The 25597-nt window shown below is 42.4% G+C and carries 15 protein-coding genes and 1 pseudogene; 7 read left to right on the plus strand and 9 right to left on the minus strand.

All coding sequences use genetic code 11. From position 1 onward, the window contains the following. Positions 1-124: 124 nt before the first annotated feature. From GQA99_RS05025 to GQA99_RS05045, 5 genes and pseudogenes are all read left to right on the plus strand, one after another. Positions 125-655, plus strand: a pseudogene (locus GQA99_RS05025) (catalase); the annotation flags it as partial. Between the two features lie 210 nt (positions 656-865). Further along, the gene (locus GQA99_RS05030) at positions 866-1357 is read left to right on the plus strand and encodes an ankyrin repeat domain-containing protein (protein ID WP_160052813.1); all 492 of its coding nucleotides are present in this window, start codon (positions 866-868) and stop codon (positions 1355-1357) included. Between the two features lie 193 nt (positions 1358-1550). Beyond that, a complete protein-coding gene (locus GQA99_RS05035) occupies positions 1551-2228 on the plus strand; it encodes a glutathione S-transferase family protein (RefSeq protein ID WP_160052814.1) in 678 nt (225 codons plus the stop codon). A gap of 258 nt (positions 2229-2486) precedes the next feature. After that, complete coding sequence (locus GQA99_RS05040) at positions 2487-4208, plus strand: phospho-sugar mutase (RefSeq protein WP_160052815.1); 1722 nt, start codon at positions 2487-2489, stop codon at positions 4206-4208. A 238-nt stretch (positions 4209-4446) separates the two neighbouring features. Beyond that, positions 4447-6840 carry a TonB-dependent receptor plug domain-containing protein gene (locus GQA99_RS05045; RefSeq protein WP_160052816.1) on the plus strand — a complete coding sequence of 798 codons (2394 nt, stop codon included), beginning with the start codon at positions 4447-4449 and terminating at the stop codon, positions 6838-6840. A 96-nt stretch (positions 6841-6936) separates the two neighbouring features. Here GQA99_RS05045 and GQA99_RS05050 read toward each other — a convergent pair whose 3' ends face one another. From GQA99_RS05050 to malQ, 6 genes are all read right to left on the minus strand, one after another. Beyond that, entirely contained in the window at positions 6937-8634 is a 1698-nt protein-coding gene (locus tag GQA99_RS05050) for a glycogen synthase (protein ID WP_160052817.1), read from the minus strand. 13 nt (positions 8635-8647) lie between these two features. Continuing rightward, positions 8648-9907: a glucose-1-phosphate adenylyltransferase gene (glgC, locus tag GQA99_RS05055; RefSeq protein WP_160052818.1), complete on the minus strand. Its 1260-nt coding sequence runs from the start codon at positions 9905-9907 to the stop codon at positions 8648-8650. 101 nt (positions 9908-10008) lie between these two features. Beyond that, positions 10009-12534 (minus strand): glycogen/starch/alpha-glucan phosphorylase, encoded by a 2526-nt coding sequence (locus tag GQA99_RS05060; protein ID WP_170293508.1) that lies wholly within the window; start codon positions 12532-12534, stop codon positions 10009-10011. A 3-nt stretch (positions 12535-12537) separates the two neighbouring features. Continuing rightward, on the minus strand, positions 12538-14637 hold the full coding sequence (gene glgX / locus GQA99_RS05065; protein ID WP_160052819.1) for a glycogen debranching protein GlgX: 2100 nt from the start codon (positions 14635-14637) through the stop codon (positions 12538-12540). Positions 14638-14685: 48 nt separating this feature from the next. Further along, the gene (gene glgB, locus GQA99_RS05070; RefSeq protein ID WP_160052820.1) at positions 14686-16911 is read right to left on the minus strand and encodes a 1,4-alpha-glucan branching protein GlgB; all 2226 of its coding nucleotides are present in this window, start codon (positions 16909-16911) and stop codon (positions 14686-14688) included. 13 nt (positions 16912-16924) lie between these two features. Continuing rightward, entirely contained in the window at positions 16925-19114 is a 2190-nt protein-coding gene (gene malQ, locus GQA99_RS05075) for a 4-alpha-glucanotransferase (protein WP_160052821.1), read from the minus strand. A 410-nt stretch (positions 19115-19524) separates the two neighbouring features. On the opposite strand from malQ, the gene GQA99_RS05080 reads away from it, so the two are divergent. Then, entirely contained in the window at positions 19525-20100 is a 576-nt protein-coding gene (locus GQA99_RS05080) for a CoA pyrophosphatase (RefSeq protein WP_160052822.1), read from the plus strand. A gap of 12 nt (positions 20101-20112) precedes the next feature. Here the strand turns inward: GQA99_RS05080 and GQA99_RS05085 are convergent, their stop codons facing one another. After that, positions 20113-20448 carry a hypothetical protein gene (locus GQA99_RS05085; protein ID WP_160052823.1) on the minus strand — a complete coding sequence of 112 codons (336 nt, stop codon included), beginning with the start codon at positions 20446-20448 and terminating at the stop codon, positions 20113-20115. A gap of 259 nt (positions 20449-20707) precedes the next feature. Between GQA99_RS05085 and asnS the strand changes: the two genes are divergently transcribed. Beyond that, complete coding sequence (asnS, locus tag GQA99_RS05090) at positions 20708-22108, plus strand: asparagine--tRNA ligase (protein ID WP_160052824.1); 1401 nt, start codon at positions 20708-20710, stop codon at positions 22106-22108. Positions 22109-22164: 56 nt separating this feature from the next. On the opposite strand, the gene GQA99_RS05095 is transcribed toward asnS, so the two are convergent. Together GQA99_RS05095 and uvrB are read right to left on the minus strand one after the other, a co-directional pair. Continuing rightward, positions 22165-22938, minus strand: coding sequence for an EAL domain-containing protein (locus GQA99_RS05095; protein WP_160052825.1), 774 nt, complete (start codon positions 22936-22938; stop codon positions 22165-22167). A gap of 147 nt (positions 22939-23085) precedes the next feature. Next, positions 23086-25107 carry an excinuclease ABC subunit UvrB gene (gene uvrB / locus GQA99_RS05100; protein WP_160052826.1) on the minus strand — a complete coding sequence of 674 codons (2022 nt, stop codon included), beginning with the start codon at positions 25105-25107 and terminating at the stop codon, positions 23086-23088. Between the last annotated feature and the right edge of the window lie 490 nt (positions 25108-25597).

A 25597-nucleotide genomic window follows, 5' to 3' on the forward strand; every position in this document is an offset into this window, starting at 1 on the left:
CTTTTAGAGCAGCATCCGCTAAAAGCCAGTAAACCAACCAAAATAAGAAAGGCAGCATGGAATGGTGATTTTAGGAGCGAGATTTTCTTTGGTTAAAAGATTTAACAAAGCTTAATCCCGCCCTGCAATGGCACCAGCCAATATCATCCCGGGTATTGAACCTTCTGAAGATAAATTACTTCAAGGTCGAATATTTTCGTATTCTGATACACAAATGTACCGTTTAGGGGCTAACCATCAACAGCTGCCAATTAACCGCACAAAAGTTGACGTGGTTAATTACAATCAAGATGGCGCAATGAATTATGGCAGTACGACAAGCAACGTGAATTATCAACCTAGTCATGAAAATGTGGTTGAAGACCCAATTGCACGCAGAAGCCAAACTGAACTTAAAGGCTACGTACAGCAAGCAGCAATTAAGAAACAGCAAAACTTTGAGCAAGCCGGAGTGTTATATCGCGGTTTCACTAAGCAAGAGCAGACAAACTTAATCAGTAATTTAGCGGGCGATTTGTCAAAGGTGCAAAACAAGGATGTGAAACACAAAATGCTAAGCCACTTCTATAAGGCAGATGTTGATTACGGTACTCGTTTAACAAAATCAGTTGGTGGTGATATCGATTTAGTCAAACAAATTGCCAGCAAGCTGTAATACAGTAAATAGCGGTATGTAACATTCGATAAGTTGTGAGATGAGTTGTTTTTAATAGAGCACCAAATGTTGATTACGCGGCATTGGTACCTGCAAAAGATGACTATCTCACAACATTTATCAAACCATATTGCCTAGACACTATCGCCTAAGTGTTAAATAACCTGAGCTCGAGTTAAATAACGTTATCAAACGATGAATGGACAGATTATGAGAATACTTTTATTTATATTGCTGGTCAGCATTAGCTTAACTGGCCAAGCTAACGAAATTGATACCAGCGCATCAAACACTGAGCAGTCAACAGCACAACAATATCAGAGCTTACTGAATTATTATTTTGCTGCAGCACGAACCAATGACACTGAAATTATTGAACAATTTGTGAATGCTGGTATTCCTATCGATAGCTACAATGAAAAAGGTTATACCGCGCTGATGATTGCCACTTATCACGGCAATACAAGCACGGTTACAGCCTTATTATCATTGGGAGCTAATGCATGTTTAGAAGATAACCGCGGTAACACGGCATTAATGGCCGCAATCTTTAGAGGCGAGTTCAACATTGCGAAAACCTTAGTGTCACTTGATTGCGACAATAACCATCAAAATAAAGCGGGACAAACCGCTGAACAATTTGCACAAACTTTTGGCCAGCAAAAGGTGCTTGATTTGTTATCTCAAGTTAACAAGCAATAACATCACAAATAGCCTTGGGCACGTATCATTCAAGGCTATTTGGGATACATTGAGAATCTACCCTCTCCAACAAAAATAGATGACCGAGCATCGATAACTCCTTAATGCAATAATTGACCATTCGCTCAAATACAACTTGAGCATTCACTCAAAATCTGTTTCAATATCATTCTTAACAGAAAAGGAGTGACCCATGCTTAAGTTTTATTTCCACCCAGGCCCAAACCCAATGAAAGTTGCATTGTTCCTTGCTGAGACCGGTTTACCGTTCGAGCTTGTGCCTGTAGATACTCTTAAAGGAGAGCAACATACTGCTGAATTTAAAGCGATTAACCCGAATGCAAAAACCCCTGCTATTGATGACAATGGCGTAAGAGTATTCGATTCAAACGCAATATTATTATACCTTGCAGAAAAAACGGGTCAGCTTTTGGGTAAAGCAGAAGATCGCGGTGAGTTGTTGTCGTGGTTAATGTTTATTGCCACTGGCCTGGGTCCTTTTTCTGGTCAATCCGTTCATTTTAGACACCATGCTCCTGAAAAAATCGCCTATGCCACTAACCGTTATTTACGTGAAGCACAGCGCCATTACGAAGTATTAAACGATCATTTAGCAAGTCGTGAATACCTAGTCGGTGATGAATACACCATTGCAGATGTATCAGCCTGGGGCTGGATTGATAAAGCAACGGTTGTGCTTGGTGAGGAAGGTTTAGCACCATACCCTAATTTACAACGTTGGTTTGACAGCGTAAGTGCACGCCCTGCAATTGAAACGGCTCGTAACTTTGGAAAAGATGTTGCCTTTAAAGGCGAATTTGATGATGAGGCAAAACGGGCTTTTTTCCCACAGAACTTTCCAAAAGCTTAAACAATAAAAGCCATAACATACTATTAGTTAAGTGCTTTAAGACAGCTTTAGGGCAACAAACGCGTATTACTCAGTAGTGCGCGTTTTTTTATATGACTGATCCCCTCTTCACGGTCGTATATTAATGGCATTAATAGGTTATTAATATGTATTGATTTGGTTATTTACCCAGTAAATATCGTAATTTTACTTGTTCTTATGCCGTTATTTTTCTACTGTTAATGCAGCAATTGAAAATGATTATCAATGAGGTTGATCATGAATACCCACTTACAGCATCAAATTCATCAATGGTTACAACAAGACCCCGATCCTAGCACTCAAGCTCAATTACAAACATTACTCGACAATCAAGACGAAACAGCTTTAACCGCCATGTTTTCAGGTCGTTTAGCCTTTGGCACCGCAGGACTTCGTGGTGAAGTGGGCCCAGGCCCAATGGGAATGAATCGCCTCGTTGTTAGACAAACAACGGCAGGTCTAGGTGCCTATTTACTAGCACAAATTAATGATGCGGCCAGTCGAGGCGTGATTATTGGCTATGACGGTCGTCATGATTCGTACGCATTTGCTCACGATGCTGCCAGCGTGCTGACTGCAATGGGCATAACCGTTCGGTTAACCACTCGGGTTGCCGCCACTCCATTGGTGGCCTTTGGAGTAAAACACTTTAACGCCGCCGCTGGCATTGTGGTGACAGCAAGCCACAACCCACCACAATACAATGGTTATAAAGTGTATTGGGAAAATGGTGCGCAAATTATTCCACCACATGACTCAGGTATTGCCGCGCAAATTCAACATGCCGCCAGCCAAAGTATCCCGTTTATCTCGCTCGATGATGCCCAGAAACAAGCTAAGTTGATTTGGCTTGAAGATGATTTTTACCACACCTACCGCGAAGGCATTCATACATCGAGTGTATTGCAACAACATGCTAATACCCAACCGGTAAGCTTAGCGTATACCGCCATGCATGGTGTGGGCGCCGACATGGCTGAAGCCGTATTAAAAGATGCAGGGTTTACCCAAGTTTATTCTGTCGCGGCACAACGTGAACCGGACGGCGATTTCCCTACGGTAAATTTCCCTAATCCTGAAGAGAAAGGCGCAATGGATTTAGTCATTGCTGAAGCAAAAAAGCATCAAGCCATGCTTGCATGTGCCAACGATCCTGATGCCGACCGTTTTGCTGTGGCAGTGCGTACCGCTGAAAACGACTATAAAATGCTGACAGGCGATCAAGTCGGCGTATTGTTTGGCGAGTATTTATTATCACACGCCCCAGCTCACCAACGCCTGGTGGGCACCACCATCGTGTCATCAAGTTTGTTGTCTAAAGTTGCACAATCGATGCAAGCAACATGTTATACCACTCTCACCGGCTTTAAATGGTTGATGAATGTAGGAATAAACAAATGCGAGGCTGATAACCAATTCTTGTTCGCTTATGAAGAAGCGCTGGGTTATACCGTGGGCAGCATGGTGTGGGATAAAGATGGCTTATCTGCATTAGTCGCGTTTGCACAGTTGTGCGCTGAATTAGCCACTAAAAATCAAACTGTGTGGGACAAGCTAGAACAAATTTACCGTCAACATGGCTTTCACCTTAATGCGCAAGTCAGTATTGCCCTAAAACCTGATACGCCAAACATTGGTGAGCATTTACGCCAACAACCACCAGTCAGTATTGCCGGTTTGGCGGTAACGTCAAGCGATGATCTAAGACAGTCTTTACGGACATTTTCCGATGGTTCTACTGCGGTCATTGACTTACCTAAAAGTGATGTATTGATTTACTGCTTAGAAAATGGTGCCAGAGTCATCGTAAGACCCTCAGGCACTGAACCTAAAATTAAGTGTTATTACGAAGTCGTTGAAACCATGACAACAACTGACACTTGGGCCGCTGCGCAACAACGAGCCGAACAGACGATGGATAAATTTATTAAAGCTCACCAGGCAAGTTTGCCTAGCTAATCTATTAGCGTGAGCGACACCGGCCACATTGTTAAACACCTGTTAAATTTAACAGGTGTTTTTATTTGTTTTAAAAAATAAATTAACAAACTGTTTGCATTAGTAAATTTCACTATACCTGTGTGTCATTACATATGCCGTATTAAACTAACTCACCATATATTAAACAGATCTAAACTCCAGCAAAACTGATCTATAATGTTACATAATTTCTATTAACGTTATCGCAGGATTGCTAATGTATAAAAGTCTCGTATCTTTGGCGGTCATCGCCAGTATTTCCGCCCCAGCCGCTATGGCTGAAGAGGAAGGTCTCAATCTTGAGCGTATTCAGGTCATTGGTTCACGTATTGCCCTGCGCACAGCAACTGACAGCCCAACACCTGTTGATATTATTACCTCTGAGCAACTTGAAGCGACCGGGATTACCGAAACCGCAAAAGCGCTGCAGTTTGCTGCACCTAGCTACAGTTTTCCGTTTTCATCCATTACTGATGGCAGTGATGCGGTTCGCCCGGCTAGTCTTCGTGGCATGTCACCGGACCATACTTTAGTGTTAGTTAACGGTAAACGTCGCCATGGTTCTGCGTTAGTTCATTTGTCGGGCACTGTCGGTAAAGGCTCTTCTAACGTTGATTTAAATGCCATCCCAATGACTGCGATTAAGCGCATCGAAATTTTGCGTGATGGCGCATCAGCACTTTATGGCTCAGATGCCATTGCCGGTGTGATTAACGTTGTACTCAAAGACAGCGACGAAGGCGGCAGCATTTCAACTCAAGTTGGCCAAACCTATGAAGGTGATGGCGAGCAAGTACGTGTGGGTGTTAACCAGGGCTTTAGTATCAGTGACGACGGCTTTGTTAATGTATCATTAGAAGCACATCAAAAGAATTCAACCAACCGCGCCGGTTTAGATTCTCGTCAACAGTACCCAACGCTAGCTGATGGCAGTTTAGACCCTCGTGAAGAAACCTTTGACCGTCAAAACCACCATGTAGGCGACAGCGATTACGATAACTATGGTTTATTTGTTAATGCTGAACAAGCCATTAATGACACCAGTAAAGTTTATGCTTTTGGTGGCGTAAGCCAACGCGAATCAACCTCAGGTGCTTTTTACCGTCGCGCGTTAGATTCGCGTAACATCATTGAAGTGTACCCTGATGGTTATTTACCACAAATTAGCCCAGAAATTATCGATTTTTCTTTCTTAGTCGGTTACGACTTTGAAATCGGAAAATGGACCATTGATGCATCTGCTGGCTATGGTAGCAATAGCTTTGAATATAACGTTGAAAACACCATAAATGCTTCTTTAGGCCCAACAAGTCCAACTGATTTTTATGCAGGTACGCTGTCTAACAGTGAGTTAAATCTCACCTTAGATGCATCAAGCTATTATGATTTTTATAATGATTCAGAAATCATGGTCGCTACCGGTGTGACCTTCCGTGAAAGCGGATATGAAATTGAAGCGGGTCAAGAAGAGTCCTATATTTTAGGTGACTACGAAAATAAAGCCGGTGGTAGCCAGGGCTTTGGTGGTTTTACCAAAGAGTCTGAAGTCGATGAAGACCGCACAAACATGGGGTTATACATCGAACTAGAGAACCAATTAACCAGCGACTTTTATTGGGCGGCGGCGATACGTTACGAAGACTATTCAGACTTTGGCAGTAACACCAGCTGGAAATTGTCGGGTCGTTATGATTTGACCGATAAGTTAGCGTTTCGTTTAACCACTGACACAGGTTTCCGTGCACCAAGCGTGCAACAGTTATACTTTACCAACGTCTCGACCTTTTTTGACCCAGATCCAGTCACTGGCGAATTTGTACCGCGTGAATCAGGTACCTTTAACCAGTTATCGCCAATTAAAGAAGCGTTAGAGATCCCTGATCTTAAAGCTGAAATCTCACACTCTTACAGTGCAGGTTTAGTGTACAACGGCGACAATGGTTTTACGGCGACATTAGATGCTTATCAAATTAATGTTGATGATCGGATTATTTTGTCTGGCTCTGTTGATCAAGAAAGCTCACCTGTTATTGCTGCAGCACTTGCTGGCACCAATGCAGAATCTGCGCGTTTCTTTATGAACGCAGTAGACACTGAAACCCAGGGTGTTGATTTGGTTATGACGCAACAATTTGACCTCGGTCAGTTTGGTGATGTGTCAGCTAACCTTGCTTATTCATACAAAGAAACCGAAATTAAGTCAGTTAATTTACCGACTATTCTGGATAGTTTAGAAAGTGAATTATTTGATCGCATCGAAGAAATTCGTATGACAGAAGCGACCTCTAAGCATTCTGGTAACATTGGTTTTACCCATCATTATGATGACTTTACCACTAACTTACGTTTCAGCTATTTTGGTGATTACACGGTAGGTTATTCGTCAAGTGAAGTGGAATACGATGCCAAATGGACCACAGACTTAAGTACCCGTTATCAAGCCACTGATTCACTTGCGGTAACACTTGGTGTGCAAAATCTGTTTGATACCTACCCAGAGAAACGTCCTGAAGACAATAACTTCAATGGTATTTTTGTTTACCCATTAACCAATACACCATTTGGATTTAACGGCGGTTATTACTACTTAGATCTACGTTACACTTACTAAACTCACTTTGAGATTAGGTTAAAACGAAAAAGCACCGATGCGTCGGTGCTTTTTATTTAGCTGTTTTTAAGGTTATGTTTCAGTAATGTTTATAACCTAGAGCCGATAGAGTTTCTCAATATAGTCTTTCGCAACACTGTCCCAAGTGAATCGTTGTTTAGCCGCATTTTTCGCCACCTTTCGCCATGTCGGTGTACCGTACAAAGCCAGCACTTGTCTAAAGCGCTCAACCAATGCTTCACTTTGCTCTGGTAAAGATGCACCCGTAAATGCCCAACCACTGACATTGTCTTCAATGGTATCTTTGAGCCCACCCACAGCATGCACTAAACATGGCTGCCCTGCGCGCATCGCCAGCATTTGGCTAATTCCACAAGGCTCAAATGAGCTTGGCATTAAAAACAAATCACCTTGTTGATATAAACGCTCAGACAATAATTCATCATAACCGTGCATAAATACCAGATTATCAAATCGCGCCGCGACCGTTTGCAAATCCTTGGCAATTTGATCGTCACCACTGCCTAACAACAATAATACCCCATTAGGTTGCAGTTGCTTAAATGCTTGCAGCAATGCTTCAAGTACGGTGATATCAGATTGGCCATTAGGGCTGTCATAGGGTTGTAGCAATAGCAGCACTTTTTGCTCTGTTAAGCGGCCGACAGAGGTCAATAAAAATGGTGTTTGAGCAGCTTTTTCAGCCAAACTATTTGCCAGTTTTAATTGTGAAATGCGTGATAATGCAATGCTGTCTAACACCGACACATGCTCTACTTTTGCTTGCCATGATAAAACGGCATTTTCAGCTAACGTGAGTAAATCCAATACTGTGTTTTCTGCCGCGGTTACCGCGTGCGGACTGTCGTCATACATACAGCCATTAATAATGCCGATTAATTGTTGATGCTCAGCTTTAAGCGCTAAATCGGCTTCTAATCCTTCACCGCCAAAAAAGCCCTTTTGATGATCGGACGGCAATAATACCTCTTGGGCATAAGTCGGTGACACTAAATGCACTTTATCACTCAATACAATCCCCATACGCATTGGGTTAATGCAATTGGAATAACGCGGGTCGTAAATACTTTGGTTAGCGACAGGTTTAAGCTGACTCGCATATTGCGGAAACCAAGCTTGAAACGATGAATAATCACCACTAAAAGGCCGAACGCCTTGCAAGGCCAAATTGTGAATAGTGTAAATACACACCATTGAATTGAGGCTATCAAAGTAATCGACACATTTTCTGAGCATTGCCACCATGGCAGCATGCCAATCATGTAAATGAAGCACATCATAACGCGGTAAAATATTGTCGACTAAACACGTAGCAACGCTGAGCGAAAACAAGGCAAATTTGGTTGCATCTTCTGCAAATGGACGATCATGAGCACCATTACAATACACTTGGCCATTATGATTAAATAATGGATGGTCAAATAGATACACCATAGGCGGATTAGTTTGCAGCTGCTGAGGCTGTAAATCTGCATCTGACATACTACTCATGGCAGAGATATTCGATTTATGTGAGGGTCTTGGCATGCAAAACACTTTAACAGTGTGTTTTGATCCAGCAAAATCTAACGAAATATTAGCAAAATGCTTCGCATGGTAGTAAGCAGCCAAAAAACCATAATTTGGCATTGCAACATCAGCAGTGACTCCGCATTGTGCTAATGCTGGCGGTAGATCACGGATTACATCCGCCATCCCGCCAACTTTCGCCCCATACAATGCATCGTTTTCTGCTGCCACCAGCAAAACGCGGTTGACATTTTTTTGGGTCATTCAGGGTTCCTTATTAGTAACCTTCGGGTAAACCAAGCATTTTGCGGGTCACCAGGGTAATACCTTTCTCTGACACTCTAAATCCTCGAGCTTTATCGTGCTCTTGATTATGTCCAATGACGGTGCCTTCAGGAATGATACAACCTCGGTCGATAATCGCATTTTGAATGTTGCAATGTTTTAATACCACAACGTCTGGCAGTAGTACCGAATCTTTAACCGATGAGTAAGAACATACACGCACTTCATCGAACAATACGCTGCGTTTAACTTTTGCACCAGAAATAATACAACCACCTGACACGATAGAGTCAACAGCCATCCCACGGCGGTCGTCATCATCAAAGACAAATTTAGCTGGTGGTAATTGTTCCTGATAAGTCCAAATAGGCCATTTTGCATCATATAAATTGAGCTGTGGCGTAGGTGACAATAGCTCCATATTCGCCTGGAAAAATGAGTCAAGGGTACCCACATCTCGCCAGTATGCAGGCTGCTCAGGTACCGCGCTGGTAAATGGAAAAGCGAATACATTAAATTGTTCAATAATGGATGGAATAATGTCTTTACCAAAATCGCGATCAGAGTCTGCGTTAGCGGCATCTTTTTTTAATTGATCAAACAAAAATTTAGTATTAAATACATAATTACCCATTGATGCTAAACACTTTTCAGGGTCATTGGGTGTCGGTTTTGGGTGAGCAGGTTTTTCTTGAAAACCAATCACCCGCATATTTTCATCGACTTCCATTACCCCAAATGCCCCAGCGGCTTCAGCGATCGGCGTTTCTAAACAACATACCGTCATATCGGCACCCGACTCTGCATGTGCAGCCAATAAACCGGCATAATCCATACGATAAACATGATCGCCGGATAAAATCATCACGTATTTTGGGATTTCATGACGAATAATATCAATATTTTGAAACACGGCATCGGCAGTCCCTTGATACCAATTACCTGATGTTTGTTGTGAAGCCGGCAAAATTTCAACCGATTCACCCAACTCTTTTTTAAAGTGGCCCCAACCACGTGTGATATGACGTATTAATGAGTGAGATTTATATTGTGTCACCACACCCACACGACGAATGCCTGAGTTAATACAGTTTGATAGCGGAAAATCAATAATTCGAAATTTACCCCCAAAGTACAACGCAGGCTTTGCACGCCAATCGGTTAACTCATACAAACGCGAACCACGGCCACCTGCAAGAATAATTGCATAGGTATCACGGGTTAAATTACTAATATAACGAACATTACTCATAAACAGACTCCATTCGGCTTTTAATCAAAAGCCACGATTATTAAGCATATATCCACGTTTACTGTGTGTATTTCGCGGTGCGAACACTATCGGTTTTAAGTTTACTTTTTCATCCAGATATCGTCGCGGTAGCCCGCGATGGTGTTATCACTAGAGAAACGGCCACTGGCGGCGCTGTTTCTGATACTGATTTGTTGCCAGGTGTCCTGGTCTAAATAGGTTTGCGCGACTTTTTCTTGTGCAATACGGTAACTGTCAAAATCTGCTGCGGTCATCCATTGATCGTATGGGTCGATAATTGAAGCAATAATATGATCAAAAATACCCGGCTCGACCAAATTAAAGTGACCACTTTTAAGCATGCTCATTACCCCACTGAGGGCTTCAGATTGAGCAATTATTTGTTGTGGTTGATAATTCACTTTGGCTTGTGCAACCTGAGCAGCGTCTAAACCAAACAGGAAGAAGTTTTCGTGCCCCACCTCTTCTAACATTTCAATGTTTGCGCCATCTAACGTACCAATGGTCAATGCGCCGTTCATCATAAATTTCATGTTACCTGTGCCCGAGGCTTCTTTACCTGCGGTAGAAATTTGTTCAGATAAATCGGTACCAGGACAAATTTTTTCCATTGCACTGACATTATAGTTTGGTAAAAATGCCATCCGCAGATAAGGCGTCACTAATGGATCTGAATTGACCATATGGGCAACATTGTTGGCTAATTTGATGATTTGTTTCGCCATGGCATAACCCGGCGCCGCTTTACCGCCAATTAATACACAGCGCGGCACCATGCCTTCGGTATCGCCATTTAAAATACGGCGGTACAAATGAATCACATGCAAAATATTTAACAGTTGGCGCTTATATTCGTGAATGCGCTTAACCTGCACATCAAACATCATGCTTGGGTCAAATTTAACCCCGCACTCCTGATATACAAATTCACTTAACGCTTGTTTATTCGCAAGCTTAATTTCAGCCCATTCCTTCACAAACACTTTATCGCTGGTAAAGGCATTTAAGGCGGAAAGTCGTGATAAATCGGTGATCCACTCTTTGCCTAAGCGACGAGTAATTAAGTCTGCCAACTTCGGATTACAATACGCAAGCCAACGCCTTGGGGTAACACCATTGGTTTTATTATTAAATTTCTCTGGCCATAATTGGTAAAAATCACTAAAGAGACCGTCTTTTAATAATTGCGTATGTAAACCCGCTACGCCATTGACAGAAAAACTCGCGACGATGGCAAGGTAGGCCATTCTGATGTGTTGCTCTGGTCCTTCTTCAATAATTGACATACTCGTCAATTTTTCAATGTTTCCAGGCCAGTGATGTGCCACTTGTTCAAGATAACGTGAGTTGATTTCAAAAATGATTTCAACAATACGTGGCAACATGTATTTCATCATCGGCACTGACCATCGCTCTAACGCTTCAGGCAGTAGAGTGTGATTAGTGTAGGCCATAGACTGACTCGTAATAGCCCAGGCTTCATCCCAGGTGAGTTCGTATTGGTCGAGTAGTAGGCGCATGAGCTCAGGCACCGCAATACTTGGGTGTGTATCGTTAAGCTGCAAAACATTATGCTGGCTAAATTGGTTGAAATCTTTGCCATAATGGGCAACATAACGCGCTAACAAATCTTGTAAACTGGCTGACGATAAAAAATACTGTTGCCTTAATCTAAGCTCTTTACCATTCACACTGGCATCATTTGGATACAACACCATGGTGATTTGCTCAGCCAAATTTTTGGTGGCAACCGCTTCAGCATAATCACCTTCATTAAATTCGGCTAAGTCAAACTCATCGTTTGCTTCTGCTTTCCATAACCGTAGCGTATTGATCCGGCCATTATTAAACCCGGGAATAGGCACGTCGTAAGGTACTGCCAATACATTTTGGGTGTCTGTCCATACATGATGCCGGCGTCCGTGTTTATCCACATAATTTTCGGTATGCCCAAAAAATGGCACAGTAACAATTTTATGGGCAATCCTGACTTCCCATGGATTACCATGACGTAACCAACGATCGGGTTGTTCAATTTGGTAACCGTCAACAATTTTTTGCATAAACATGCCATATTGATAGCGAATACCATAACCTGTAACCGATAAATCAAGGCTGGCACAACTGTCTAAAAAGCAGGCTGCCAAGCGCCCTAAGCCACCATTACCTAAACCGGCATCATGTTCAACTTGTTCAATATCTTCTAAGGTTATTGCGTAATCAGTTAATACGGCTTTAGCTTCGTCGGTTAAATTTAAGCTCAATAACGCATTGCCTAACGCTCGGCCCATTAAAAACTCAAGCGATAAGTAGGCCACTTGCTTTTGCTGGTATTGGTTGTCTTTAATCCGCGTTTGTCGCCAATCATCTAACATTTGTTCTTTTACACTTTCACCCACTGCGGTAAAAAGCTCTTCAGGATCATGATCATCACGACATAAACCGTAACGAATATGCCGCGCAAGTGATGCACCTAACGTATCACAGGGTTCACACGTGTCCCCTTTCACGGCAGTCTCCATGACAGGCTCAGCTTTAGTTTTAGCGTTTTTTTTACGTGGTGTTGGGGCTTTCTTTGCACCGGCACTTTCTTTAGCTGTGGTCATCCATCACTCCTTGGTAAATTCGGTATGAAATAATATTAAACTGCGATCGATTAGCTTCACTTGTTGATTGTTATCAACGGCAGGCTCAGAGGATTGGGTGTGTAATAAACAGTGCCAATGCTTAAGGTGAGCGAGTTGCGGTAAGGTAAACGTATGAGATTGATAATCTACATTGATGAGTAGCAATAAGGCTTCGGTACTTTCTGGCCCTGCGCCAATATCGGCATGGCCTAAATTACCGGTAATAATGACACTGAGTGTGCGTGTATGATGTTCGCACCAATGAGATTTGGTCATCACTTCGCCTTGGCGATTAAACCAGGCTAGGCCATTGTCAAAGAGGGCCTCTGGTTTATGAATAAACGCCTGGTGACATAACATAGGAAAGCGTTTACGTAAGCTAATCAGCTTTGCAGTGTAGCTCACCAATGACCAGTCAATCACATCCCAATCAAACCAACCTATCGGATTGTCCTGACAGTAGGCGTTATTGTTACCTTGTTGGCTCTGGCCAGACTCATCACCTGCAAGCAACATTGGCACACCCTGAGACAACAATAAACAGGTGAGTAAATTGCGTTTTTGACGTTCACGAATGGCGTTAATTTCTTGGTCATTGGTTTCACCTTCAACACCGTAATTATCACTGCAATTTTCTTGGTGCCCGTCGCGATTTTCTTCACCATTGGCTAGATTATGTCGTTGCTGATAACTCACTAAATCATGCAAGGTATAGCCGTCATGACTGGTGATAAAGTTGATACTGGCTGAGGGACCACGGCCATTGTGTTCAAAAAAGTCACTAGAACCATGAAAACGTTTGGCAAACTCTGGCAACATGCCGCTGTCACCGCGCCAAAAACGGCGCATTGCATCACGGTAGCGATCATTCCATTCACTAAAGGCAACAGGATAGTTACCCAGTTGATAACCGCCAGGACCAATATCCCACGGTTCAGCAATCAATTTGACCTTACACAATACGGGATCTTGAGTTATGGCATCAAAAAAACCGCTTCCAGGGTCAAAACCATAAACTTCGCGGCCAAGACAACTGGCTAGGTCAAAACGAAAACCATCAACGCCCATCACTTCAACCCAATATCGTAATGAGTCCATGACTAACATAAGCACTTGGGGATGATTTAAATTGAAGGTGTTACCACAGCCAGTGTCGTTAATGTTAAAGCGCTTATCATTGGGCAATAATCGATAATAGCTGGCGTTATCTATGCCACGAAAACTGTATGTGGGGCCAAGATGGTTTCCCTCTGCTGTGTGGTTAAATACAACATCAAGTATCACTTCGATGCCGGCGTGATGAAGACGAGATACCATGTGTCTAAACTCGGCAATATCGCCGTTTTTATTGGCTAAATAGCCGCTATGTGGAGCCATAAAGGCGATACTATTGTAGCCCCAGTAATTGTTGAGGCTTTTTTCAGTTAAAAAAGGTTCGTCAAAAAAGCCATGTATGGGTAACAACTCAACACAGGTAATACCCAGGTTTTGTAAGTAGTCAATGACAGGTTGACTGGCAAGGCCGGCGAACGTGCCCTGCTCGTTGAAATCGATTTGAGGATGTTGTTTGGTAAACCCTTTTACATGAGTTTCAAATAACACACTTTTATGTAATGGATTGGCCAAAGGTACGATGGGAATGTCGGCGACAAAATCACACGCGACCACCTGACATTTGGGCATATAAGCCGCGCTGTCTTGGGTATCAAATGACAAGTCTTCATTAGGGGCGTCAACATCGTAGCCATATAACGCGGGATGTTGGATGACCTCACCGACCAATTTTTTTGCGTAAGGGTCGAGTAGTAATTTATGATGATTAAATCGATGCCCGAGCTCAGGCTGATACGGGCCAAACACGCGATAACCATATAACAAGCCCGCTTTAGCATCCGCAAGATGGCAATGCCAAATTTGGCGGGTGCTGTCTCGCATAATATACTGTGCTACTTCAACTTGTCCGCTAGGATCAAATAGACATAACACCACTTTGGTAGCGTGGGCTGAAAACAACGAAAAGTTGACTCCGTTGTCATCAATTGTTGCCCCTAAAGGATAGGGGTAACCACTGGTCATATCCATAATGAATCCCTACATATAAATAAGCTTAAAGACTTTTAAGTGCAAATATTACTCAGCAAGTTCGAATGCTTCTGGCACAAAAATAGTACAACCTAGAGGGGGAACAGTAATCACGATACTGTTATCCATACCCTGCCATGGCGTGGTTTGTGTTTCAAATGGGCCTTCATTAATCACATGACTGCCACCGTAATAGTGGTGATCGCTGTTGAGTGCTTCGGTATATTGCCCTGCACTAGGTAGCCCAAGTCGGAAGCCGTGATGCACTTGCGGTGACATATTGACTACAATGATTGCGTGTTGCTGTTTGGCTTTAGCGTAGCGGCAGTAAACCAAAATGTTGTTGTCAGCATTGTTGCAATCAAGCCAGGCAAACCCGTCACTTTGGTGGTCACATTCGTATAACGCGGGGGTTTGTTGGTAAAGCTGATTTAGGTCACGAACCCAATCTTGCATACCTTGATGCGGTGCGTATTCAAGTAAATGCCAATCAAGGCTTTGGTTATGATTCCATTCATTACGTTGAGCAAACTCATTGCCCATAAACAGCAGTTTTTTACCTGGATGCGACCACATAAAACCATAGTAAGTGCGTAGTGTGGCAAATTTTTGCCAGTCATCACCAGGAATTTTGTGCAGTAAAGACCCTTTGCCATGCACTACTTCATCATGGCTTAACGATAAAATGAATTGTTCGGTAAAGGCATAGACTAAGCTAAATGTGAGCTCTCCATGATGAAAACGACGGTAAAGTGGATCGCAGCTGATATAACGTAATGTGTCATTCATCCAGCCCATATTCCACTTAAAGCCAAAACCTAAACCATTTTGATCAGTTGCTTGAGTGACACCTGGCCATGCGGTGGATTCTTCAGCAATCATATTAATACCCGGAAAACACTGGTACATACGTGCATTCAACTCTTGTAAAAATTGAATGGCTTGCAGGTTTTCACGCCCGCCAAATTCATTGGGTACCCACTGATCAGCATTACGGCTGTAATCAAGGTATAACATCGATGACACCGCATCTAAACGCAGACCATCAAAATGGAATTCATCGAGCCAATAATAGGCATTACTGTATAAAAAACTGCGCACTTCAGCGCGGCCATAGTTATAAATTAACGTGTCCCAATCAGGGTGCTCACCTTTACGTGGGTCTTGATGCTCATATAAACAACTGCCATCAAAACGCACCAGACCATGGGGATCGCGAGGATAATGCGCCGGTACCCAGTCGAGCAACACGGCAATATCTTGTTGATGACACGCATCAATAAACGCTTTAAGGCCATTAGCATCACCAAACCGATAAGTCGGCGCGTACAGACCTACGGGTTGATACCCCCATGAACCGTCAAAGGGAAACTCGCTAATTGGCATCAATTGTAAATGGGTAAACCCCATCTCTTTTACATAGGGCACCAACTCGTTAATTAACTGCACATAATCAGTATATTCTTGGCCTTCCTCGCCGGTTCTGCGCCAAGACGCTAAGTGCACCTCATAAATCGACATTGGCTGATTATGACTGTGGCTTTGGCTACGTTCTTTGAGCCATTGCTCGTCTTGCCATTGATATAATGCAGGTGAAGGAATTTTAGAGGCGTTATGTGGCGATGGCTGCATCGATACGGCATAAGGATCTGACTTTACGACCACATGACCATGCTCATCGGTAATCGCAAATTTGTAATGTTGCTCGGCTTCGACTTCAACGATAAAAATATCCCACAAACCACTCGCTGGGTGAAAACGCAGAATATGACGTTTTTGATCCCATGCGTTAAAATCACCCATTAATGCGACTTTTTTTGCATTTGGCGCCCACACACAAAAATGCACACCAGTGACACCTTCATGTTCACGCCAGTTAGCGCCTTGAAAACGGTATGCCTGTAACTGGCTACCTTCACCAAATAAATACACATCTTGTGGATCTAATAAACTGTCGAATTGATATGGGTCACTGATCAGTTGCTCACAAAGAGGAAATTGTACCCGCAGTTGATAAGTAAAAGGTTTCACTCTACGGCCCATTTTGCCGGCAAATAAACCCTGTTCATTAAGCTGCTCAAGGCTCGTTACTTTACGGCCATCCTTAAGGCTAATCACATCGACCGATATCGCACCGGGTAGATAACAACGAACAATTAATCCTTTGCCGTCACTACTACTGTGCATGCCAAGCAATGAAAACACATCAGTGTAATCTCCATTTAATAACGCAATATCGCTACCTTGATGAAAATATGCAGTCGCTACAGTCATATACAATGATCCATTATTGTTCTGAATTGTTGGATGAAGACATATTGGCAGCAAATTGCTGGCCGCTAGCTTGTCTTGATTGTTTAATTGCATTCAACCTTTGCTGCACTTTAACGCTTTGGGACATTTGTTGAATGCTCAATGGCAAACGACGTTGCCAGTTTGGAAACTCTTTCCACGTACCAGGAATATTAACGCCGTGTTTATCTGCGACTAAATCACTCAATTGCACACTGAATAATTGTGCATTGCCTCTCGCTGCCACCGATATCCACGCCAGTAACAACACATCAAAATCAACTTGATCAATATAGTCATCTGCAACAGGTTCAATCGCCCCCAGCTCAACCAATAAATGAATTAACTGTTGTTTTTCAAGCTGACGAATATGCAAAACCTGAAGTAATCGTTCGTCGTTATCGATTAATTGCAGCTGTCGTCGTAATTTAAGATCATCACCCGTCCACCACGCTTTAATGGTGGGCACATCATGATTGGCGAGCATCATTAAACTTTGATGTTTGTAATCTTTAGGATATTTAAAGCGATCGTAATCTTTGCAAAAGTAAAAAAGCTCGTTAGAGAACACCCCTGCTTGCGCTAAGCGCGATACAATTTCTGGCGGTACAATGCCAAGATCTTCACCAATGACAACACAGCGGGCACGTTGGCTTTCAAGACACACAATCGCTAATAGGGTTTCAACCGGGTAATAAACGTAACTGCCTTCGCCTAACTCGCGATTAAGTGGCCACCACCATAAACGTAATAAGCCCATAACATGATCGATGCGTAATGCACCGCAATGTTGCATATTACTGCGCACTAATTGGATAAAATGGCTAAAATCATGTTGTTTTAATTTTACCGGGTCAAATGGCGTTAACCCCCAATTTTGCCCTTGCTCTGCAAAGGGATCCGGTGGTGCACCAATACTGGCGTTATCACAAAACAACGCTAAATTTGCGCTCACTTCAGCACCATGGCTCACTGCACCTACGGCTAAATCACGTATAAGGCCAATGCTCATACCGCATTGTTTTGCGTTAAGCTGACATGCTTCTAATTGTTCACTTGCAACAAATTGCAAGTACAAATAAAAGCCTTCTTCCTGAGTGAAATATTTTGAAGCTAATTCAATCTCTTTATGAACAAACTGCATCAATGCAATTTTATCCTGTTCAACAAAATGCAAGTAAGCATGATATCTGGCGGTTTCATTCTTTACATGTTGCTGACAAAATATTTGATACAACTTTTCAAACGCTGCGTATTTGAGCAGCTGTACTTCTTCATAGTTAATCAATTGAGCTTGATTTAACGCTTGCTTTTTTTGTTGCCACTGTTGAGTTGTGAGCTCTTTTTGCACCGCTTTATATTCATAAACCGCTTCAATTTGAATGTACAAAGGATTTAAACGGCGGCGATCGGTCGGACTATAAGGACTGGGGTTTTCTGGCTGGCTGATGTCTAACGCGTGCAGTGGATTAAGCAGAATAAAATCGGCTCCGCCGTGAGCGGCATAGTCAATAAGTTCAGCGAGGTTACCAAAATCGCCAATTCCCCATTGTTCATCGCTGCGCATGGCATACAATTGCGCATTTAAGCCCCATAGCTGTTTTTGCGCTTGAGAGTGCGCCGCGAGGCGACCTTGATATGCCGTTTGTGGTGCCAGCATAATTTGACCGTACAAGGTGTTCACCCGCGTAGAATCACCAATAAACGCTAAGCTAATATGATGATAACCTAAATGTAGATTGGGTTTGTCTAACACCAAACGATACTGACAGTAACGTTGTCCACCATAATAGTATTCACCGACGACATTACAATCTTGGCAGCGAGCGGTCACCGTTAAGGTATCTATGCATTCACCATAAATGGTGACTTTGAACGCAAAAGGATAATTGTCAGGTAATTGCACATCAATGTGTGGCTTATCGATTTCACACCATTGAAAACGGTGTAATGGCACCAACCAGGGATCGACATCTAACTGCTCAATACGTTGAGCCATGTTATGTTCGGTCAGTAAATGCGGATATTCGGACGGATCACATTGATGTTGATTGAATGATGTGGGTATTAACATCGTGGTTAATATACCCTGCCTATCCTTAGCAGGTATGTGAACCAGTTTACCGATACAATCGATAAACTCTGCTCCAACGCCTTGCAAATACAGCAACTTCTCCAGTCCCATATTTGTCTTCCCTCGCGATTATTAACTGCATTAATTCCAGCAGTTATCATGCCAGTTAATCGTAACAATATAGCGACAAATTAATGGCAGAAAAATGACAAGAATAAACCATTATAAATCATAATCTTAATTAGATATAACACAATAAAACAACTATATAAAACATACGCTTTAAACTATCTTCTTGCACTATATCAGCGCAAAACAAACAAAGATAGTGCAATAATTGATCATAAAAACAGTTTTGTTGCGTTAACATAGCGCAGTCATTATTAGGCGTAAAAACAATGGATTATTGAACAGAAAACGAACGCCTAAATGCCCTTTACAAGCGCAATATGCTTTGTCTGTTAATTAGGCCCTGTTATGATAAATCAACCTATCTGCATTCTCTGAGAAAGAGCCGCCTTTTGAATAAACATGAATTTACAATACGCTACAATTTTAATCAGCTGAGTGCTGCAATTGCGTCTGCACCCACGGCATATTTAGGCCGTCAAGCAGCAGTATTGATCCCTATTATTGAAATAGATCAACAACTGCACCTTGTATTGACCCAGCGAGCAATGCATTTACGCCATCATCCTGGGCAAATCAGTTTCCCGGGTGGCAAAGTAGAGCCTAACGACGTAAACGCCATTCATACTGCATTACGTGAAGCCCATGAAGAAATAGGCTTACATGCTGAAAACGTCGAAGTATTAGGCTTATTTCCACCACACAAAACTTTTACAGGGTTTGAAATCACTCCAGTGGTGGCTTTTGTAAAACAGCATTTTGAGTTAGTCATTGATCCTGGCGAAGTGGCAGACTGCTTTACGGTTCCACTTCGTTTTTTTATAGACAGGGATAATCGGCATCAGGTATTTCATTATCGGCATGGCAAACGTTATCACGTTCATTTTATGCCGTTTGAAGACCGTTTTATTTGGGGGGTAACGGCAGCAATCATTGATTTATTATGCCGCCATGTCACGCAAAACTGATTTTTTTATAGCTTAAATAATGTAGCGAATGTATAACCCAGCAGATAATGACACCACTAATAGCAAAGGGATATTGACCCAAAAACCCATTCTGGTGGTGGTTTTTGCATAAAAATTAACAAGCAAGTTTAAAAAACTCACGCCAGCACAACACCAAATTAAATACTCTAACTTAACCGTCAGATCGGGTTCCCAATAAAGACGCACAGACACACCTTTACTCAAAAAATACCCTACTGCACGATCCGGTCTTGCCTCACCAAATATAATCAATGCATAAATGGCCAAACTCCAACCTAAAATCGATAATACCGTCAACACGACTTGCAAAATACCTAATCGAGACATGTCCTATTCCTTGGTTTACACAATATGCACCCTCATCCTTCACCATAACTTTTCACTCAGATAATTAACGAAGGTAGGCGTGATGTTGATAATCGGCTTTGGCTTAACTCGCTCATTTGCCAAATATTTAACCGACTTAATCAAAAGTAACACAATAATCATTATAGAATAGCGTTTTAAGCTTGAGAAAAGCCACCAGCAAGGTAAGATAAACCCAAATTTATATTCATAATTCGATACGTTGGAGAATTAAGCAACAATGAGCATTACATCTGTCGCTTCTGTATTTAAAGGTGAACACGCCATCGGTTCGCAAGTCACGGTTCGTGGCTGGGTGAGAACTCGCCGTGATTCTAAAGCGGGTATTTCTTTCTTGGCCGTTTATGACGGTTCATGTTTCGACCCTATTCAAGGTGTCGTGCCAAATAGCCTAGCCAATTACAATGACGATGTATTGAAATTGACTGCCGGCTGCTCTGTGGTAATGACGGGTGAAGTGGTTGCATCTCCGGGTGCTGGTCAGGCATTTGAACTGCAAGTCTCTGCAGTAGATGTTACCGGATTTGTTGATGATCCAGATACCTACCCAATGGCCGCTAAGCGCCACTCTATCGAGCATTTACGTGAACTAGCCCACTTACGTCCGCGAACCAACATTATTGGTGCAGTTGCGCGTGTGCGTAACTGTTTATCGCAAGCAATTCATCGTTTCTACCATCAAGAAGGATTTATTTGGGTATCTACCCCATTAATCACCGCTTCTGACTGTGAAGGTGCAGGCGAAATGTTCCGTGTATCAACATTAGACATGGAAAACCTGCCACGCACTCCAGCGGGTAAAGTCGATTACGACAAAGACTTTTTCGGTAAAGAATCATTTTTAACGGTATCTGGTCAGTTAAACGCTGAAACTTATGCTTGTGCCTTGTCTAAAGTGTATACCTTTGGCCCGACTTTCCGCGCTGAAAACTCAAACACAACCCGCCACCTTGCAGAATTCTGGATGGTTGAGCCTGAAGTCGCCTTCGCAACATTAGATGATGCGGCTGAGCTTGCTGAAAAAATGCTTAAGTTTGCATTTAACGCCGTGCTTGAAGAACGTATGGACGACTTGAACTTCTTCAACGAACGAGTGGATAAAACCGTAGTTGAGCGTTTGCAATCGTTTGTGAGCAGCGATTTCGCTCAGGTTGATTACACAGACGCCGTCGAAATTCTTAAAAACTGTGGTAAGACGTTCGAATTCCCAGTTGAATGGGGTATCGATTTACAATCTGAACATGAGCGTTACCTAGCTGAAGAACACTTTAAAGCACCGGTTGTAGTGAAAAACTACCCGAAAGACATTAAAGCCTTCTACATGCGTTTAAACGATGATGGTAAGACCGTTGCTGCGATGGATGTGTTAGCACCTGGTATTGGTGAGATCATCGGTGGTGCGCAGCGTGAAGAGCGTTTAGATGTATTAGATGCCCGTCTAGCTGAAATGGAACTAAGCCAGGAAGATTACTGGTGGTATCGTGACCTACGTCGCTATGGCACAGTACCTCACGCAGGTTTTGGTTTAGGTTTCGAGCGTTTAGTGTCTTACGTGACTGGCGTGAACAACATCCGCGATGTTATTCCGTTCCCACGTGCACCACGTTCGGCTAACTTCTAGTATCCGACCTACCCAATCTATTGATGTTAAAACGCGCCTTGATGGCGCGTTTTTTATTATGCCTTGAGCAACTCAAAATCAATTTCGGGCAAAGATTCAAAACCGGGTTTAGCAAAAAGATAACCTTGCATCAGTTCGATACCGGCATTTTTTAACCAAAGATACTCTTCCATGGTTTCTATCCCTTCGGCTAACACTGTGATGTTAAGTTCTTGCATCATATTCAAGCAGTGGTTGACGATGACCTGACGAGTACTATTTAAATTAATATTGCGGATAAGCCCCATGTCGAGCTTAATAATATCAGTTTGAAAATCTGCGAGTAAATTCAACCCAGAAAACCCAGAACCAAAATCATCTGTGGCCGTTTTGAATCCTAATGCTTGATAATAATTAACGATTTTTTTGATGTGTTCACTGTCTTCAATTTTTTCAACTTCAGTAAATTCAAACATAATGCGTTCTGTTGGAAATTGATATTTTTTTGCAGCTTCAAGTGTGGTACGAATACAGCGCTCTGGCTTATAAATGGCATTGGGTAGAAAATTAATGCTCAACATTGAGTCGATACCCAGCTTTGCAGCTAAAGCTATTGCTTTAATGCGGCAAAGTTGATCGAACAAGTAGCGGTTATCATCATTAACCTTAGCGATAATAGAATAAGCCGACTCATTATTCACTCCACGCACTAACGCCTCATAACCAAAAACGTCCATGGTTTGACAATTGATAATGGGTTGGAATGCCATGGTAAAATCAAAGTCGAGCTTATTATCATCGATACAATGATTACACACTACTTTGTCGCAATTTATATCGTCTGATTTCATATTTTTTACCAGTTTATTCTCTGTATATTTCGCATCAATGCGTCACAAGTTATTCAATTAAAGCACTTTACATAAAGTGTAGTCTAGGGCGTGTGTATATTTGTTTATTTTTTATCAGCAAAGATAAACACGCCCTAGTAAGATAAATTAGCTGTTTAAAATAATTTGTTCGCGTAGATGTTTCACTTCATCACGCAATGCGGCAGCTTGTTCAAATTCAAGGTTTCTGGCAAATTCGTGCATTTGCTTTTCAAGCGCATCAATTTGATGGCTTAAGTCGGCAACACTGGTATAGGTAGCACGGCTGTCTGCCACGTGTGCATACTTGCCTTGTTGCTTTTGCTGACCTTTGGCTTTTTTAGGATCGCCAACATCCATCACATCGGTAATACTTTTAACCACGCCACGGGGCACAATACCGAGTTTAAGATTATGCTGGTGTTGTTTTTCGCGTCTACGTTCCGTTTCACCCATGGCTTTAGCCATTGAATTGGTAATTCTGTCGGCATAAAGAATCACTTTACCGTTAACATTACGGGCGGCGCGGCCAATTGTCTGAATAAGTGACCTCTCAGAACGTAAAAAGCCTTCTTTATCTGCATCAAGAATACACACCAACGACACTTCAGGTAAATCTAACCCTTCACGCAATAAGTTAATCCCAACGAGTACATCAAAATGACCTAAGCGAAGATCGCGAATAATTTCAATTCGCTCAACAGTGTCAATATCTGAATGTAAGTAGCGCACTTTAACGCCATGTTCGTCGAGGTATTCAGTTAAGTCTTCGGACATACGTTTGGTTAACGTGGTCACTAATACCCGCTCATTAACCGCAACGCGTTTATGAATTTCAGATAATAAGTCATCCACCTGGATCCCAACAGGACGTACCTCAAGTACAGGATCAAGCAATCCAGTTGGCCGTACTACCTGCTCAGCAACCTCGCCATCACTTTTATCAAGCTCATATTGGCTTGGTGTGGCGGATACAAAAATGGTTTGTGGCATTAAGCGCTCGAACTCTTCGAACATTAATGGTCGGTTGTCGAGTGCGGAAGGTAAGCGAAAACCATATTCAACTAGGTTCATTTTACGACTACGATCGCCTTTGTACATGGCACCAATTTGCGGAACGGTCACATGAGACTCGTCAATAATTAACAAACCGTCAGCAGGTAAATAATCAAGAAGGGTCGGAGGTCCTTCACCGGTGCCCCGCCCCGACAAATAACGCGAGTAGTTTTCGATACCTGAGCAATAGCCTAATTCAACCATCATTTCGACGTCATATTGAACGCGTTCAGTGATCCGTTGTGCTTCTATCAACTTGTTATTGTCGAGCAAAAATTGCCGGCGTTCTCTCAGCTCTTCTTTAATCTCTTCTGTTGCCGCCAAGATTTTTTCACGTGGCGTGACATAATGCGTTTTAGGATAAATAGTGGTTCTAACGATGCGCTTATTAATTTGTCCTGTCAGTGGATCAAACTCGCTTAAACGTTCAATTTCATCATCGAACAATTCAACACGAATGGCTTCACGTTCAGATTCAGCAGGAAAGATATCAATCACCTCGCCCCGCACGCGATATGTACCGCGTTGCAGCTCAATGTCATTGCGGGTGTATTGTAATTCACTGAGGCGGATCAAGATGTCACGTTGCCCCATAAAGTCACCCTGACGTAGGTGCAATAGCATTTTCATGTATGAGTCAGGATCGCCCAGACCATAAATAGCTGAAACTGAAGCAATCAGTACCACATCTTTGCGCTCTAATAACGCTTTAGTTGCTGACAATCGCATTTGTTCGATGTGGGCATTAACAGATGCATCTTTTTCAATAAAAGTATTTGACGCAGGAACGTATGCTTCTGGTTGATAATAATCATAATAAGAAACAAAGTATTCAACCGCATTGTGAGGAAAAAACTCTTTCATTTCGCCATAAAGCTGGGCAGCAAGGGTTTTATTGGGGGCCATAATAATGGTTGGCCGACCCATTTGTTTGATCACATTGGCAATAGTGTAAGTTTTACCTGATCCTGTCACCCCGAGTAAGGTTTGGCTGGCAATGCCAGACTGTAAACCATCGACAAGTTGGTTAATTGCAGTGGGCTGATCGCCCGCAGGTTCAAATTTGGACTCTAAGGTAAAAACAGACTCTGACACTGGGCGGTTTCCTTATTTATTGAACCGTTAATGATATACCTAAACGCTAATATGTTGCGACAGTAAATATGAAGAAGTGCAATGATTCGTCATCACAATACTGTCAAACAGATGAATTCATTTGTGCTGTGCAATATTTGTTTATCCATTGGTAACTAAAATGATCTCTTTTACTTAGCTCGCTTAGCAGAATATTCGCGCCCGAATATGCTTGAGCGTGACCAGAGCAAGATCGTAAACAATCAATGCCATGTTTTTAATCACAGCCATGGTTTGCCATGTATAAAATATATCGGACGATTACGATCGTTTAAGGCCATTTAATCTTGAAGATGACAACCGAGCGATCCTGAAATGAAACAGATTAACAAAAACCGTTTTATCCTAAAAACAGCACTTAAATCGGTGAAAAACTAAACTAAACTGCAATTTAATACACAATCATCAATGCAATCGAATTACAATTTTGCAATTCACAGAACAGTCAAAA

Origin of the sequence: Shewanella litoralis (genome assembly GCF_009828585.1) — a bacterium.
Classification (GTDB): Bacteria; Pseudomonadota; Gammaproteobacteria; order Enterobacterales; family Shewanellaceae; genus Shewanella; species Shewanella litoralis.